General features: G+C 33.0%; 16 protein-coding genes. 9 read left to right on the top strand and 7 right to left on the bottom strand.

Going from position 1 to position 15,751, the window contains the following annotated elements; translation table 11 throughout:
• Positions 1 to 350: 350 nt before the first annotated feature.
• Positions 351 to 1,574 carry a 2-oxoglutarate dehydrogenase complex dihydrolipoyllysine-residue succinyltransferase gene (gene odhB / locus Q0616_RS07265; protein ID WP_188319783.1) on the bottom strand — a complete coding sequence of 408 codons (1,224 nt, stop codon included), beginning with the start codon at positions 1,572 to 1,574 and terminating at the stop codon, positions 351 to 353.
• Positions 1,575 to 1,592: 18 nt separating this feature from the next.
• Positions 1,593 to 4,370 carry a 2-oxoglutarate dehydrogenase E1 component gene (locus Q0616_RS07260; protein WP_260543967.1) on the bottom strand — a complete coding sequence of 926 codons (2,778 nt, stop codon included), beginning with the start codon at positions 4,368 to 4,370 and terminating at the stop codon, positions 1,593 to 1,595.
• Between the two features lie 157 nt (positions 4,371 to 4,527).
• On the opposite strand from Q0616_RS07260, the gene Q0616_RS07255 reads away from it, so the two are divergent.
• Complete coding sequence (locus Q0616_RS07255; protein ID WP_298776143.1) at positions 4,528 to 5,679, top strand: HAMP domain-containing sensor histidine kinase; 1,152 nt, start codon at positions 4,528 to 4,530, stop codon at positions 5,677 to 5,679.
• 69 nt (positions 5,680 to 5,748) lie between these two features.
• On the opposite strand, the gene Q0616_RS07250 is transcribed toward Q0616_RS07255, so the two are convergent.
• Genes Q0616_RS07250 through rsmA form a run of 3 tightly spaced genes read right to left on the bottom strand, consistent with a single transcriptional unit; the run spans position 5,749 to position 8,336 of the window.
• Entirely contained in the window at positions 5,749 to 6,189 is a 441-nt protein-coding gene (locus Q0616_RS07250; protein WP_298776149.1) for a GyrI-like domain-containing protein, read from the bottom strand.
• 20 nt (positions 6,190 to 6,209) lie between these two features.
• The gene (gene mgtE / locus Q0616_RS07245) at positions 6,210 to 7,565 is read right to left on the bottom strand and encodes a magnesium transporter (RefSeq protein WP_298776140.1); all 1,356 of its coding nucleotides are present in this window, start codon (positions 7,563 to 7,565) and stop codon (positions 6,210 to 6,212) included.
• Positions 7,566 to 7,568: 3 nt separating this feature from the next.
• Positions 7,569 to 8,336, bottom strand: coding sequence for a 16S rRNA (adenine(1518)-N(6)/adenine(1519)-N(6))-dimethyltransferase RsmA (gene rsmA, locus Q0616_RS07240; protein ID WP_171622646.1), 768 nt, complete (start codon positions 8,334 to 8,336; stop codon positions 7,569 to 7,571).
• A gap of 106 nt (positions 8,337 to 8,442) precedes the next feature.
• On the opposite strand from rsmA, the gene Q0616_RS07235 reads away from it, so the two are divergent.
• The 4 genes from Q0616_RS07235 to truB are packed head-to-tail and all read left to right on the top strand — an operon-like array spanning position 8,443 to position 11,237.
• Entirely contained in the window at positions 8,443 to 9,336 is an 894-nt protein-coding gene (locus Q0616_RS07235) for a permease-like cell division protein FtsX (protein ID WP_260543974.1), read from the top strand.
• A complete protein-coding gene (locus Q0616_RS07230; protein WP_286483340.1) occupies positions 9,336 to 9,638 on the top strand; it encodes a DUF3098 domain-containing protein in 303 nt (100 codons plus the stop codon). Before Q0616_RS07235 ends, Q0616_RS07230 begins: the two co-directional genes overlap by 1 nt.
• Complete coding sequence (locus tag Q0616_RS07225; protein ID WP_171622643.1) at positions 9,638 to 10,522, top strand: undecaprenyl-diphosphate phosphatase; 885 nt, start codon at positions 9,638 to 9,640, stop codon at positions 10,520 to 10,522. The genes Q0616_RS07230 and Q0616_RS07225 overlap by 1 nt, the downstream gene beginning before the upstream one ends.
• A gap of 1 nt (position 10,523) precedes the next feature.
• On the top strand, positions 10,524 to 11,237 hold the full coding sequence (gene truB / locus Q0616_RS07220; protein WP_298776133.1) for a tRNA pseudouridine(55) synthase TruB: 714 nt from the start codon (positions 10,524 to 10,526) through the stop codon (positions 11,235 to 11,237).
• A 36-nt stretch (positions 11,238 to 11,273) separates the two neighbouring features.
• Here the strand turns inward: truB and Q0616_RS07215 are convergent, their stop codons facing one another.
• Positions 11,274 to 11,936, bottom strand: coding sequence for an alpha/beta hydrolase (locus Q0616_RS07215; protein ID WP_171622641.1), 663 nt, complete (start codon positions 11,934 to 11,936; stop codon positions 11,274 to 11,276).
• Between the two features lie 6 nt (positions 11,937 to 11,942).
• Entirely contained in the window at positions 11,943 to 12,764 is an 822-nt protein-coding gene (locus tag Q0616_RS07210) for an AraC family transcriptional regulator (protein ID WP_225539341.1), read from the bottom strand.
• A 192-nt stretch (positions 12,765 to 12,956) separates the two neighbouring features.
• On the opposite strand from Q0616_RS07210, the gene Q0616_RS07205 reads away from it, so the two are divergent.
• From Q0616_RS07205 to Q0616_RS07190, 4 genes are all read left to right on the top strand, one after another.
• Positions 12,957 to 14,468: a succinate CoA transferase gene (locus Q0616_RS07205; protein ID WP_286483343.1), complete on the top strand. Its 1,512-nt coding sequence runs from the start codon at positions 12,957 to 12,959 to the stop codon at positions 14,466 to 14,468.
• 104 nt (positions 14,469 to 14,572) lie between these two features.
• Positions 14,573 to 14,851: a hypothetical protein gene (locus Q0616_RS07200; protein WP_188319779.1), complete on the top strand. Its 279-nt coding sequence runs from the start codon at positions 14,573 to 14,575 to the stop codon at positions 14,849 to 14,851.
• 6 nt (positions 14,852 to 14,857) lie between these two features.
• Positions 14,858 to 15,247: a hypothetical protein gene (locus Q0616_RS07195; protein WP_298776123.1), complete on the top strand. Its 390-nt coding sequence runs from the start codon at positions 14,858 to 14,860 to the stop codon at positions 15,245 to 15,247.
• 9 nt (positions 15,248 to 15,256) lie between these two features.
• Positions 15,257 to 15,751, top strand: a 495-nt coding sequence (locus Q0616_RS07190; RefSeq protein ID WP_298776120.1) for a glutathionylspermidine synthase family protein, incomplete at its 3' end; no start/stop codon positions are given.

Below are 15,751 nucleotides of genomic sequence, written 5' to 3'. Positions count from 1 at the left end.
ACATCATAAACCTGTGCGTTCGAATTTAAAAGCATTAATAAAGTAAATGCTGATAAGTAAATTTTCTTCATAATTATTAAAGTGTTAATTCAATACTTTAAAATTAAACTATTTTATCAACAGATGGATAGAAGGAAAATCAAATAGATTTATTTTCCTAAAAATTAAAGAATAATTTAGTGATTATCAATTAATTATTTAAAAAATTTACTCTGTTTAAAAAGAAGAAATTCTTGAAATTCATTTATTAAAAAAAAGAATACAATAATATTAATTAGAAAATATCATAAACCAAAAAAGCCATTCTTACGAATGGCTTTCAATTTATGGATTGTTAGAATGTTCTTGTATTACAATTCTAAAGCTCTTTTAGCATCACCTCCCATTAATACATTTAATGGATCTTCTACCGCTTCTTTAACTGCAACTAAGAATCCTACAGATTCGCGTCCGTCAATAATACGGTGGTCATAAGACAAAGCAACATACATCATTGGAGCAATAACAATTTGTCCGTTTTTAACAACTGGACGCTCAACAATATTGTGCATTCCTAAGATACCAGATTGAGGTGGGTTGATGATTGGAGTAGACATCATTGATCCAAATACACCACCATTTGTGATTGTAAATGTACCTCCTGTCATTTCATCAACTGAAATTTTTCCGTCACGTACTTTGATTGCTAAATCTTTGATAGATTGCTCAACACCACGGAAAGTTAAGTTTTCTGCATTACGAACTACTGGTACCATCAAACCTTTTGGTCCTGATACTGCAACAGAAACGTCTGCAAAATCAAATTTAACTTGGTAGTCACCGTCGATCATAGAGTTTACATCTGGGTACATCTCTAATGCGCGAGTAACTGCTTTTGTAAAGAATGACATAAATCCTAAACCAACACCATGTTTCGCTTTGAATTCGTCTTTATATTGATTACGTAAAGCAAAAATTGCTGACATATCAACTTCGTTGAATGTTGTTAACATTGCAGTTTCATTTTTAACAGAAACTAAACGTTGTGCAATTTTACGACGTAATGATGATAATTTTTTCTCTGATTGAGCACGTGTTCCTTGAGTAGAAGTTCCCATTGCTGGAGTAAAACGAACTGCGTCATCTTGAGTGATACGACCGTCACGTCCTGATCCTTTTACTTGAGAAGCGTCAATACCTTTCTCATCTAAAACTTTTTTAGCAGCTGGAGATGGAGTTCCAGTAGCATATGTTGTAGCTGGAGCAGCAGGTGCTGGTGTTGCAACTGGAGCTGGAGCAGCTTTCACTTCTTCTTTTACTTCAGCTTTAGGAGCTTCAGCGCTTCCTCCTGCTGGTTTAGCAGCTGATGTATCAATAAGACAAACAACTTGTCCTACTTCTACAACATCACCTTCTTCAGCTTTCAAAGTGATAATTCCACTTTCTTCTGCTGGTAATTCTAATGTTGCTTTATCTGAATCAACCTCTGCAATTGCTTGGTCTTTTTCTACGTAATCACCGTCTTTTACTAACCACGTAGCGATTTCTACTTCTGTTATTGATTCCCCTGGTGATGGGACTTTCATTTCTAACATATCTATTAGCTTTATTTTTTAATTGAATACTTTATTAATTACCTCTTCGTAAATTGCAGCCCAACGTTTGCTTGAACCTGGTGCTGTTGCTGCACTTTCTGCTGGTGAAACTACGTCGAATGGATATTTTCTTAATTTACGTAAGATATACATCCAAGCTCCCATGTTTTCTGGCTCTTCTTGTGCCCAAACCAATCTAGCATCACCAAATTTAGAGATGATAGTATCTACTTTTTCTTCGTTTAATGGATATAATTGTTCTAAACGAATAATTGCAGTTTCTTTATCTCCTAATTCTTGGCGTTTTTTGTCTAAGTCATAGTAGATTTTACCTGAACAGAAAACTACTTTTTTCACTTTCTTAGCATCTACTGTTACATCTTCGATGATTTCTTGGAAACCTCCATTTGTGAAATCTGCTAATGATGATACAGCTGACGGATGACGTAATAAAGATTTTGGAGACATGACAACCAATGGTTTACGGTAATCAGTAACGACTTGTCTTCTTAATGCATGGAAGAAGTTCGCTGGAGTTGTGATGTTTGCAACAAACATATTGTTACCAGCACACATTTGTAAGAAACGCTCTAAACGTGCTGAAGAGTGCTCTGCTCCTTGTCCTTCATATCCATGAGGCAATAACATCACTAAACCGTTTTGTAATTTCCATTTATCTTCAGCTGCAGAAATGTATTGATCGATTACAATTTGTGCTCCATTCACGAAATCTCCAAACTGAGCTTCCCAAATTGTTAATGCTTTTGGATTAGCCATTGCATATCCATAATCAAAACCTAAAACTGCATACTCAGATAATAATGAATTATAGATTCTTAATTGACCTTGCTCATCATTAATATGGTTTAATAAAATAATTTCTTCTTCTGTGTCTTCAGTTTTTACAACCGCATGACGGTGAGAGAATGTTCCACGCTCTACATCTTCTCCAGAAACACGTACATTACGTCCGTCTGTTAAGATAGAACCGAAAGCTAAAGCTTCTCCTAATCCCCAGTCAATTTTATCTTCCTCAATCATTTTTCCACGTCCTTCAATTAAACGAGAAACTTTTTTGATTAATTTTTTACCTTCTGGAACTGTAGAAACAGCTTTTGCAATTTCTTTTAATTTTGCTTCGTCGTAAGCAGTATTTGCTTGTTCAAAAACTTTTGCATCATCAGCAATTTCAAATCCTTCCCACTCTTCTGGCATAAAAGGGAAGATATGGTTACGTTCGATTTCTTTAGAAGCTTCGAAGTTTTTTTCTAATAACGCTTTAAATTCAGCTTCTTTTTGTTTTACAATTTCTTCTCCAATTACACCCTCTTTTAATAATTGTTCCTTGTAAATTTCACGAGGATTTGGGTGTTTAGAGATTACATTATATAATTTAGGTTGAGTGAATTTTGGTTCATCACCTTCGTTATGTCCATATTTACGGTATCCTAATAAATCGATGAATACATCAGAACCGAATTGTGCACGATAATCTGCTGCAAAACGGAAAGCATGAACTACCGCCTCTACATCATCAGAATTTACATGCATTACAGGAGATAATGTTACTTTCGCAACATCTGTACAATAAGTAGATGTACGGGCATCTAAATAATTTGTTGTAAATCCGATTTGGTTATTTACAACAACGTGTACTGTACCACCTGTTTTATATCCGTCTAATCCTGCCATTTGAACAACTTCGTAAACGATTCCTTGTCCAGCTACAGCAGCATCACCATGAATTAAGATTGGAATAATTTTAGAATAATCATCTTTATAATCTTCCTCAGCTTTTGCACGTGTAATACCCTCAACAACTGCATCTACAGTCTCTAAGTGAGATGGATTTGGTGCTAAATTGATTTTGATTTCTTTTCCATTCAATGCTTTGATTTGATTAGATGATCCCATGTGATATTTAACATCACCAGCCATCAAATCTGTATCAAACGCTTTTCCTTCGAATTCTGAGAAGATTTGAGAATATGATTTTCCAAAAATGTTAGCCAAAACATTCAAACGTCCACGGTGAGCCATCCCTACGATAACCTCTTGTACACCGTGATCTGCAGAACGATTAATCAATGTATCCAAAGCAGGAATCAATGATTCATTTCCTTCTACTGAGAAACGCTTTTGTCCAACATATTTAGTGTGCATAAAGTTCTCAAAAGCAGTAGCTTCATTCAACTTTTCTAATACACGCTCTTTCTCCTCTTTCGATAATTTTGGTTGATTCAAGTTTTGGTTTAACCAATTCTGAATCCAATTAATTCTTTGAGGTTCTCTAACATACATATACTCGATTCCGATAGATTCGCAGTACATGTTTTCTAAGTGTCCAATGATTTCACGTAAAGTGATTGGCCCACCGATTCCCAAAATTTCACCAGCGTTGAATGTTAACCCTAAATCAGCATCAGTCAAACCGAAGTTTTTGATATCTAATGAAGGCTCAAAAGTTCTACGCGCTCTAACAGGGTTAGTTTTTGTAAACAAATGTCCACGTGTACGATAAGCATCAATTAAGTTGATCACTTTAAACTCCTTTTGTACATTGTCTGGAACTTGAGAAACAACGGCAGGATTCACCCTTGCTTGCGTTGTTTGATTACCTTTGTTAGGTGCTGGTGCAAATAATGGCTCTCCATCATATGTTGCATTTGCAAAGTCATACCCTTGGAAAAAAGCTTTCCAACTTGGTTCAATACTATCCGGATATTGGACGTATTGATCATATAAGTCGCCTATAAACTCTAAATGAGCGGCATTTAAAAACGAAAAACGATCCATAAATTTTACTCTCTATGAGATTTAGCTACAAAAATAAACTATTTAAGGCTTTAAAAAAAATTACTTTCATCATATTTATCTTATTGCGCCATAAAAATATATTATAATCAAATAATGATTACATTTGATATAAATTTAAGAAAGATTTTACATTTAGATGAGAAATTTTCTAACAAAAAAAATAAACAAACGTTGGATTGGCTTCTTTATAATAATTGTTATTTTTTCCATTACCATTTGGTCAAGTAACAAAATTGTAGAAGAATTAAAACTTGAAGAACATAATCGTGTAGAAAATTATGCCCGATCGTTAGAGTTAATTAGCTCATCAGAATTTTTAGATTCTAAAACGCAAGATTTTTTATTTAAACTAATCAAAGACAACAAATCTATTCCGGTTGCACTTGTAGATGAAAAAGGAATTATTGTAGATACTAAAAACATTGATGAATCAATTGTAAAAGATTCTGTAAAATTAGAGAGATATGTACAAAAAATGAAATCAATTAACCAAACTATTGAAATCGAATTAATTGGTTCTAAAAATTTTGTTTACTTTAAAAACTCCAAACTTTTAAGTCAATTACAATACTACCCGCTTATCATTATTTTATTGATTTTAATCTTTTTTGGTTTTTCGTATTGGTATTTCAAAACTATTCGCGAAACCGAAAAAAGTTATTTATGGGCTGGAATGGCAAAGGAAACTGCGCATCAAATTGGAACACCACTTTCTTCTCTGATGGGTTGGGTCGAACTTTTAAAATTAGAAGATATTGATCAGATATCCGTTGTGGAAATTGAAAAAGATGTTGATCGTCTAAAACATATTGCTGAACGTTTTTCTAAAATAGGTTCGACTTCTGAGTTGAAACCAATCGATTTAATCTCGACCTCTAAACAAACGGTTGATTATATTTCGCAACGTATATCAAAAGGTATTGAAATTAATTTCAGAACAGATGTGAAAGAGTTTAAGATCAACCTCAATGCTTCCTTATACAGTTGGGTAATCGAAAATTTGATGAAAAATGCAGCTGATGCCATGCTAAATAAAGGCGTATTGGATATTACCATTACGACAACCAATAAATTTGTGGAAATTACTATTGCTGATACTGGATCTGGCATTCCAACAAAATTACAAAGAAAGATATTCGAGCCTGGATTTACAACCAAAAAACGTGGATGGGGATTGGGTTTATCGTTAGCAAAACGAATTATAGAAGATTATCACAAAGGAAAAATATTTGTTGCCAAATCCTCTAAAGAAACTGGAACTGAATTTAAGATTTTGTTGAGGAAATAACTTCAAAGATTAAAGCTATAGAAGTTAGAAAACTTTTTCTCTAATTTCTATAGCTTTATACTAAAAATATCAAGCTTTCACTCCTATATAAATCTCAACTTCTGCATCAGCAGGGTTTTGTGCTTTTTCGGTGTATAATTCGTAATCATACATATACGTACGATTTAGATTTGCGTCATCATTCCAGATATCATTCCAAGTTTTCGCTACAGCTTCATGCAATTCTCCTTTTGCAACATATTTTTTAAACGTTTGAGGTTGAAATTCTCTTCCAACCATTCCTTCTGGAATTTCATCTAAAGAAGAAACTTCACAACCAATAATTGTTGTATATTTTCCTTTAAAATCACTTTCGTAATCTGTATAAATGGAATAAATATTAGCATTGATTTTATTAGGAATCTTTTCGATAATACTATCCGTAAAAAATTGCTGCCATAATTTTCCTAAATCTTCAATCGCTTGGTGATTATTATTTGAAGTCTGAACTGAAATTCCAATAATTTTCAATGTATTCATTTTGTTATCGTTTAAAATCCTAAAATCATTTTTGCAATCGAAAAATAAATTAACAGCCCAAAGATATCATTACTTGTTGTAATAAACGGACCTGTTGCAATTGCTGGATCTACGCCATATTTATGCAACGTAATAGGAATAAATGTCCCAATTAAACTTGCTAAAATCATAACAATTACTAAGGCCAATACTATTGTAGAAGAAATTTCATAACTCGTACTCATTAAAAAATGTGTTGCGACTAATAATACAAGCGCTAACAAAGTACTGTTTAACAAGGCCAATAACATTTCTTTTCCGAGTCTTTTCCAAATAGAACCAGAAATATTACTGTTAGCCAACCCTTGAACAATAATTGCGGAAGATTGCACGCCAACATTTCCTGCCATGGCAGCAACAAGTGGTGTAAAAAAGAATAGTTGAGGATACAAATCCATTGCATCACTAAAACTTTGAGATACATTTACTGCAATAAAACTACCTACCAAAGCCAATAAAAGCCAAGGTAAACGAGCTCGTGTTAACTTCAAAATACTATCGTCCGAATCTACATTTTGCGTAATCCCTGCTGCCAATTGATAATTTTCTTCAGCTTCTTCACGAATTACATCAATCACATCATCTACCGTAATCACTCCAACCAAACGCATCAATTCATCTACAACTGGAACTTCGTACAAATCATATTTCTCAATCACTTTGGCAACTTCCAAGTCAGTTGTATAGGTTTTTACATATTGTATTTTTTCGTTGTAAACATCGGCTACTTTAGAATTTGCAGAAGTTGTTAACAAACGTTTCAAACTTAATGTCCCAAGTAATTTATCATCTTCATCGACCACATAAATCGAAAAAACTTCTTCAAAATCCTCTGCTTGTTTACGCATTTGTTTAACAGCTGTAATCACCGACCAATCTTTATTCACTTTGATCAACTCTTTACCCATCAAACCTCCGGCAGTGTCTTCGTCATATCGTAATAAATCAACAATTTCACGGGCGTGTTCTTGGTCTTCTAACTGCGCAATTACCTCATCTTTCTTTTCGTCCGAAAGCTCGTTAATCACATCAACAGCATCATCGGTATCCATCTCGTTAATCACATCTTCTACAATCTCTTTTGCAGTAAGTGTTTTCAGAAATTTACGTCGATCATCCTCTTCTAACTCAAGAAGAATATCAGCAGAAATTTCGTTATCGAGCAAATCAATTACAAAAGACTGTTCCTTGGTCGAAAGTTCATCAAACAATTCGGCAATATCGGCGGGGTGCAAATCTTGCAACATCTCCTTTACCTCTTTTGCATTTTGTTGATTGATTCTTTCTGTTAAAAGTTCAATAAAATCTTTTGTAATTTTCACCTCCATAATCTATTTCATTCTTTTCGTTAATTCAATAAAATCTTCGACAGATAATTGTTCTGCGCGCATACTCATAAATTCGTGATCGTTTAAATCTTCAGGAATTCCTAAAGCTTTCAACGAATTACGAAGCGTTTTTCTTCTTTGTCCAAAACCAGCTTTCACTACTTGAAAAAATCGTTTTTGTTCAACTCCTTCTATTTCTGTTCTGTAACGCTTCATTATAATAACACCTGATTTCACTTTTGGTGGTGGTGTAAAAACGTGTTCTGGCACAGTAAACAAATAATCGCAATGATAGTACGCTTGCGCTAACACTGAAAGTATACCATAATCTTTTGTACCTTTTTTAGAGGCAATACGTTCGGCAACTTCTTTCTGAAACATTCCACAAACTTCGGGAACTGTGTGACGCTCTTCTAGCGCTTTAAAAATAATTTGCGAAGAGATATTATACGGAAAATTTCCTAAAATAGCAATTTGTTCATCAAATTTTGATGAGAAATCCATTTTCAAAAAATCCTCAGAATGAATTTTAAATCCTGGATAAAATGGTTGATAATATTCTTTTAAATACTCAACAGATTCATTATCAATTTCTACAACCTCTATATTTTTCTTTGCTTGTAAAATATATTTTGTCAACACTCCCATTCCTGGTCCAATCTCCAACACACGATCATATCCTTGCCAAGTCAATCCTTCAGCAATATCTCGTGCTATATTTTCGTCATTCAAAAAATGCTGACCTAAATGTTTTTTAGCTTTTACTTTCAAAAATTCTAAATTTTAAGTTTTCTTTAACCAACTTACCGTAGAATATATACGGAATATCTTTCTTGCGAAATAAGTTTTTTTTATCTTAGCCCCAAAATTAACCCAAATGTCAAAAACGAACGATAAATTTGAGAAAAAAAGACTGCGCTCTTCTAACATTACTGTTGTGATTAGTATTTCGCTTGTTTTATTTCTATTAGGTATTTTCGGCTTAATTGTCATTAATGCACAAAGTTACGCAGAACATCTAAAAAGAGAGTTAAAAATCGAGGCATATTTTAAAGATGTCGAAGATCCGAAATTAAAAGATAAGGAACTCGATTTACAAAAATCTTATATCGATTCGTTAAAAATTAAATACCCTTTTGTTGAAGCTACACAATATATTAGCAAAGAAGAGGCTGCAAAAATTGCCAAAAAAGATTTAGGTACAGATGGTAGTGATTTCTTCGAAGAAAGTATTTTCCCTGCTTCGGTTCAAATTACGTTGAACCCTGCAATGATAGAATCTGTCGAACAAATTGATTCGATCAACAAAGTTTTAGCAAAAAATCAAATCATAGATGAAGTAAAGAGTGATAAAGAAGCAATGGTAACGATTTATCATAGTATCAACAACATTACGTTTTGGATTATGATATTTGCTGTTATCTTCTTGATAATTGTAGTTGTATTAATCAACAATTCTATCCGCCTGAAAATTTATGCGAAACGTTTTAGCATTAAAACAATGCAATTAGTAGGTGCTCGTAGACGTTTTATTGTAAAACCGTTCTTAATAGAAGCAGCTATTTTAGGTTTCTTAGCAGCATTTATTGCCGTTATTGGTTTAGGTTTCTTGTGGTACATTTTAGCAACAAAAGTAGGTTTGGTTATTTGGAACCCTAACTTTACACCATTAATCATTATTCTTATTGGAATTGGTGTTGTAATTGCGGTATTTAGTACATTGTTTGCTGCATGGCGTTATTTAAGATTAAAAACTGATCAACTTTATTAATGAAATCAAATTCTATCGATACAACAAAAAAATCAGCAGTTACAAATACTGCTGGTTTTACTTTTTTATTCGGAAAAAGAAATTACATTTTCATGGCAATTGGTGTTGCACTAATTGGTCTTGGCTTTTTATTAATGACAGGACACGATGCCAACACAAAACCTGATGGAACTTGGGATGCTAATTATTGGAACGACGAAATCTATTCTTTCCGAAGAATTAGATTAGCTCCATTTTTAGTTGTTGCAGGTTTTATCGTTGAAATTTATGCCATTTTAATCAATCCGAATAAAGAAAAATAATGAATACTTTACAAGCAATTATCATTGCTATTATAGAAGGTCTTACCGAATATTTACCAATTTCTTCTACAGCGCACATGGGATTTACCGCTGCGTTGATGGGAATGCCAGAAAGCGAATTCTTAAAAATGTTTCAAGTTTCAATACAATTTGGAGCGATTTTATCAATCGTTGTGTTGTATTGGAAAAAATTCTTTGACTTCAAAAATTTTAATTTCAACTTTTACATCAAATTAGCATTAGCTGTAGTTCCTGCGTTAATTTTAGGAAAATTATTTGATGATAAAATTGAAGCTGTTTTAGGAAATCAGATCGCAATTTCTGGTATGTTAGTTTTTGGAGGTGTCATCTTATTATTTGTAGATAAATGGTTCAAAAACCCTAAAATTGATGATGAAAAAGAAATTACCATAAAGAAAGCAATCATTATTGGTTTTTGGCAATGTTTAGCCATGATGCCAGGAACTTCTCGTTCTGCTGCTTCAATTATTGGTGGTATGACACAAGGTTTAACACGCAAAGCTGCTGCCGAATTCTCTTTCTTTTTAGCTGTTCCTACGATGTTGGCTGTTACCGTCTATTCGATCTTCGTAAAAACATGGGGCGAAAATACCGCTAACCCAATGAAAGGTTACGAAATGATTTTACAAGATCAACATCATATTACTTTATTTATCATTGGAAATGTGGTTGCATTTATCGTTGCCTTGATCGCTGTAAAAACATTTATTGCTGTTTTAACAAAATATGGTTTCAAGTTTTGGGGTTGGTACAGAATAATTATCGGAATTATTTTATTGATTTATTTCTGGAACACTACTCCATCTCAAGTTGAAAAAGACAATGCCGCTTCAGTAGAAACTACAATGATTCAGCACAACTAAAATGAACGTAGAAAAAATACAAGAAGGTCACGTTTTTTTGATTGACAAACCACTTGATTGGACTTCTTTTGATGTAGTCAATAAAATTCGTTGGAACATCAGAAAAGCTTATAATTTAAAGAAAATAAAAGTTGGTCATGCCGGAACTTTAGACCCTAAAGCCACTGGTCTTTTATTGGTTTGTACAGGTAAATGGACAAAACGCATTGACGAATTTCAGGCACAAGAAAAAACGTATACAGGAACAATCAAATTAGGCGTAACTACTCCAACTTATGATTTAGAATCAGAAGAAAACGAAATTTTTCCTACAGAACATATCACAGAAGTAATTATTCACGAAACAACGAAGCAGTTTATAGGAGAAATTGAACAATTTCCACCAATGCATTCGGCAATTAAAGTGGACGGAAAACGTTTGTACGAATTGGCACGTGATGGTCAAGAAATCGAACGAAAAGCACGTAAAGTTAATATTCTCGATTTCAAAATAACAAAAATAAATTTACCTTTTGTTGATTTTGAAGTGAATTGCAGCAAGGGAACGTATATACGTTCGTTGGCTTATGATTTTGGAAAAGCTTTAAATTCGGGAGGATATTTAACTGCGTTAAGACGAACGAAGATTGGTGAATTTGATGTAATCAATTCCGAAAATTTAGCTTTAGAAAGAAGTTATTTTGAAGAAAAAGATCAAACAGAAAAAGAATTATAAAAAGAAAAGCTTGAACAAATGTTCAAGCTTTTCTTTTTATAATGTAGTCAAAACTTTATTGATTTCTTCACTTACTTGTTTTGGTTTTTGCATCACCATAATATGCGTTCCGCCATCTATTTGTATAGCATCTTTGATGTATTCAATCGGAAAAACGATATCTTTTGTTCCATGAATGTGCGTTACATTTTTTTCGTGATAAGCAGCAGAGTGTTCCCAATTAACAATCTTATGAATCGACCATTTTAAATAATCCGCATTTTTAAACTCAAAAATATCATCTATATTATCTTTTTCACGATCTGTATAATACAACTTTCTCATCATCATATAAGAAAATGTTCGATCTGAAGTTAAAAAACTCATTGGAATTATTTTATGCGCATTGATCAATGCAGAAAATCGAAATAATTTAGGAATCTCTGTTCTATTCTTAACTGTAGAAATTAAAAATGTATGCGCGGGATCAATAAAACGATTCATTTCTTGTACAATTATTCCTCCAAAAGATAATCCCATCAAAAGAAATTCTTCTGTGGGATTTATTTTATCTAATAATCGTTCAGCATAATGAGCCAAAGTTTCGTCTTTCTCTGGGTCTAACCAAGGAATATAAACTTGCTCAAAATCTTGTTCCAAGCGCAGATTTCTAAATGCATTTGCATTTGCACCTAATCCACTTACTTGATAAATTTTCATATCTTATTATAATATATCTTTCTTTTTTGAGTAATCTGTAGGGCGTACACCAATCACTTTTTGAAAAGTATTACTAAACGTCGGTAAACTATTGTATCCTACCATAGTTGATATTTCGCTGATAGAATATGTATTGTCAATCAATAACTGTAAAGCACGTAACATTCTTAGAATAGTAAAGTACTGCACAAATGTCATATTCAAATCTTTTTGAAATAAACGTGACAATGATCGTTCTGAAAACCCAAACTCTGCTGTAATTTTTTTCATTGTGATCGAAGAATCCATATTATCATCTAAGAATTGTACAATTTTTTTCAGACGTTCATCATGTGGAAGTGGTAAAGCTAATCGTAAACTGCTTTTACTTACTTTAGGTAAAATTTCTTTAAATGCTTGTGCTATTACATATTCGCTTCTGTTTTCAGGCACTATGTCACCTTTCCATTGATTAGAGAACAATAAAAGTTCTAAAAGTAAACCATCAGTTGGATAAATTCCTACTTTCTTATAAAACGAATTATCGCTTTCATTTATAGGAAAATATAAATTTCTCATGATTACATCTGGTGTATTTGGGTGTATACTGTGTTCAACATGAGGCGGTATCCACATATAGTGTCTTGCAGGTAAATAAAAAGTATCTTTTCCTATTTTGACATACACTATACCTCCCTCACAATAAAGAAATTGCGCTTTATTATGTTTGTGCTCTACAACGTATGCCTCCGAAATTTCCTTGTGATAACAGAAAATAGAGGTCGGTAGTTTATCAATTTCGGTTAGGTAGTATCGTGTTTCGAATTTATTATCTAAGTGTATATTCATAGTTTTTTAATCTGTGAACTAATATAATAATTTATTTGATATAATGTATCAAGTACACAAATAAAAGTGTCTGAAATGAATAATTATTTGACTATTATTGATATTGACTTTTTATTAAATTATACAATATTTGTAATTCCCTCTACTGAGAAGGGTACAATTATTGAAAAGTATTAGAAAATAAGTTGCATTATGTTGGAAAGAATAAAATTAACTGACTTACAATCAAAGGTAATGACAGCAGAGGAGTCTGCCAAATTTTTTGAAGATGGAATGACTGTAGGTTCAAGTGGTTTTACAAGAGGAGGTGATACAAAAGTTGTATTAAAAGCTGTTGCGGAGCGTGCCAAATCTGAAAATTTAAAAATCACTTTAGTTACTGGTGCATCATTAGGCCATGGAACGGACGCTGCTTTGGTAGAAAGTGGAGCGTTAAAAAAACGTTTACCATTCCAAGTTGACACTGTAATGCGTAAAAATATTAATGCAGGAAATGTATTATTTATAGATCAACACTTAGGAGAATCAGCTGAACATATTTTAGATGGTCAATTTAAGATTGATTTAGGTGTTTTAGAAGTTGCCGAAATTTTAGAAGATGGTTCTTTAGTTCCTACAACTTCTATCGGTAATAATGCAGAAATTGCAGAAAATGCTGATAAATTAATCATCGAGATTAATACAGCTATCCCTACAAATATCAGAGGTATTCACGACATCTATAGTGTAGAAGAATATGGAAAACGTACCCCAATTAACATCACTTCTTGTGATTCTAAAATTGGACGTGAAACAATAAAAGTAGATCCTTCTAAAATTGTTGGAATTGTATTCCACGACATTCAAGATGCTCCTGGAGATATTCAACCAGCTGACGAAGCGACTGCGGCAATTGCACAAAATATTGTAAAATTCTTCGAAAATGAAGTAGAAGAAGGACGTCTTACAAAATCTTTGATGCCATTACAATGTGGTATTGGAAAAGTTGCAAATGCTGTATTAGGTGGATTAGAGCATTCCGACTTCGAAGATTTAGTTATGTATTCAGAAGTTTTACAAGATTCTACATTTGATTTAATCGATTCTGGAAAAATGAAGTTTGCTTCAGCATCTTCAATGACAGTTTCTCAAGAATGTTACGATCGTGTAATTGGAAATGTTGACAACTACAAAGGAAAAATCCTTTTACGTCCACAATCTATTTCTAACTCTTGCGAAGTGATTCGTCGTTTAGGAATTATCGGGATCAATACATCTTTAGAGTGTGATATTTACGGTAACGTAAACTCTACTCACGTTTCTGGTACTCACATGATGAACGGAATCGGTGGTTCTGGAGATTTTGCTCGTAATGCATTTATCTCAATCTTTGTTACTGCTTCTACTGCAAAAGGTGGAAATATTTCTTCTATTGTTCCGATGGTTTCACATACAGACCATACAGAACACGATGTTGATATTATTGTAACAGAACAAGGTTTAGCTGATTTAAGAGGTTTAGCTCCTCGCGAAAGAGCAATCGAAATCATCAACAACTGTGTTCACCCAGATTATAAAGCTGAATTATTATCTTATTTCGAAAGAGCTTGTGCAGAAAGAGGTGGTCAAACACCACATATCTTAGAAGAAGCGTTCTCTTGGCACACAAGATTGAAACAAACAGGTTCTATGAAAAAAGAAGAATTATTAGTATTAAATCATTAGAAATAATAAATAATAAGACTATACTTATTCAAAAGCATAATTCGGAAATTTCGGATTGTGCTTTTTTTGTGAAATAATGTAACTTTGTTAGAATTCTAAAAAACATGAAAAAGATCGTATTCCTAACACTTATTTTGACAACATTTATTGCTTGTCAATCCAATCAAAACGAAAATCAAAATTTAGAACAATTAAATAAAAAATCAGCACGCGAAGTTGTCTTAACAACAGAAACTAAAGGTGATTCTGTTTTACATATTACCAAACAAAAAATTTGGGCTAATGATATGATGATTGCCGAAAAAGTAGATACATTGATTACACATAAACAATATACCCCTACAGATTCGACAAAAATTCCTATTTACGTAACCATACAATAAATAATGATGAATAAAAGAGAAAAAAGGGCGAGTAAAGTAGTAACATTGGTATTAATTTCTTCGGTTCTTAGTTCGTGTATGAATCGTGAAGAACCTGCAGTAACCAATAATGCGCAAAAAGTTTATATGCGAGCAGATTCTACTGCGCCATATAGTGATGTTTCCTCTAATTACGCAGCCCAATCTGGCAGTTCGCATCATGGTGGAATGGGAAGTTCTCTGCTTTGGTTTATGGCATTCCGTAGTTTAGCTGGTGGTGGAATGGGTTATGCAAGCCCAGGTTTACATCAACAATCAAATGTCGGAACAAACACTGCAAAAGCGAAAGCATACAAAAGTCAAACTGTTCGTGGTGGATTTGGAAAATCTGCATCCTCTCGTTCAGCTTCATCTTAAACTAATTTTATGCAATTAAAAAAAATAAAAGCTGACGAAAACTGGCAAGAAAGGTTAGAAAATATCGGCTTTGGATTTCATACAGACGACAATAAACAAACTTATTGGGTCGAAGATTATTATTATTCGATAACAGAAAAAGAAGCGGATCAATTTTTTGAAGCGACAAACGAATTATGGGAAATGTGCTTAAATGCGGTAGAACATGTCATTCAAAATAATCGGTTAGACGAATTTAAAATTCCAAAATTTATTCAACCTTATTTAATTGATACTTGGGAAAATGATGCACCAAGTATTTATGGTCGTTTCGATTTTGCCTATAAAAATGGTCAACTTAAATTATTAGAATTCAATGCAGATACACCAACTTCATTGTTTGAATGTGGTGTGGTACAATGGCTTTGGATGGAAAATTATTTCGGCGAAACAAAAGATCAATTCAATTCTGTTCACGATAAATTAATTGAAACGTGGAAAATGTTAAAACCTTATTTAAAAGGT

The organism is uncultured Empedobacter sp. (assembly GCF_937930195.1).
GTDB classification, from domain to species: Bacteria; Bacteroidota; Bacteroidia; order Flavobacteriales; family Weeksellaceae; genus Empedobacter; species Empedobacter stercoris.
The sequence above is the reverse complement of the archived record's forward strand: the minus strand, read 5'-3'. Positions and strand labels throughout refer to the sequence as shown.

Excerpts from the sequence above, each read along its gene's own strand:
- odhB (WP_188319783.1), bottom strand. The coding sequence starts at position 1,574 with ATGTTAGAAATGAAAGTCCCATCACCAGGGGAATCAATAACAGAAGTA.
- Q0616_RS07260 (WP_260543967.1), bottom strand. The coding sequence starts at position 4,370 with ATGGATCGTTTTTCGTTTTTAAATGCCGCTCATTTAGAGTTTATAGGC.
- Q0616_RS07255 (WP_298776143.1), top strand. The coding sequence starts at position 4,528 with ATGAGAAATTTTCTAACAAAAAAAATAAACAAACGTTGGATTGGCTTC.
- mgtE (WP_298776140.1), bottom strand. The coding sequence starts at position 7,565 with ATGGAGGTGAAAATTACAAAAGATTTTATTGAACTTTTAACAGAAAGA.
- Q0616_RS07235 (WP_260543974.1), top strand. The coding sequence starts at position 8,443 with ATGTCAAAAACGAACGATAAATTTGAGAAAAAAAGACTGCGCTCTTCT.
- Q0616_RS07230 (WP_286483340.1), top strand. The coding sequence starts at position 9,336 with ATGAAATCAAATTCTATCGATACAACAAAAAAATCAGCAGTTACAAAT.
- Q0616_RS07225 (WP_171622643.1), top strand. The coding sequence starts at position 9,638 with ATGAATACTTTACAAGCAATTATCATTGCTATTATAGAAGGTCTTACC.
- truB (WP_298776133.1), top strand. The coding sequence starts at position 10,524 with ATGAACGTAGAAAAAATACAAGAAGGTCACGTTTTTTTGATTGACAAA.
- Q0616_RS07215 (WP_171622641.1), bottom strand. The coding sequence starts at position 11,936 with ATGAAAATTTATCAAGTAAGTGGATTAGGTGCAAATGCAAATGCATTT.
- Q0616_RS07210 (WP_225539341.1), bottom strand. The coding sequence starts at position 12,764 with ATGAATATACACTTAGATAATAAATTCGAAACACGATACTACCTAACC.
- Q0616_RS07205 (WP_286483343.1), top strand. The coding sequence starts at position 12,957 with ATGTTGGAAAGAATAAAATTAACTGACTTACAATCAAAGGTAATGACA.
- Q0616_RS07200 (WP_188319779.1), top strand. The coding sequence starts at position 14,573 with ATGAAAAAGATCGTATTCCTAACACTTATTTTGACAACATTTATTGCT.
- Q0616_RS07195 (WP_298776123.1), top strand. The coding sequence starts at position 14,858 with ATGAATAAAAGAGAAAAAAGGGCGAGTAAAGTAGTAACATTGGTATTA.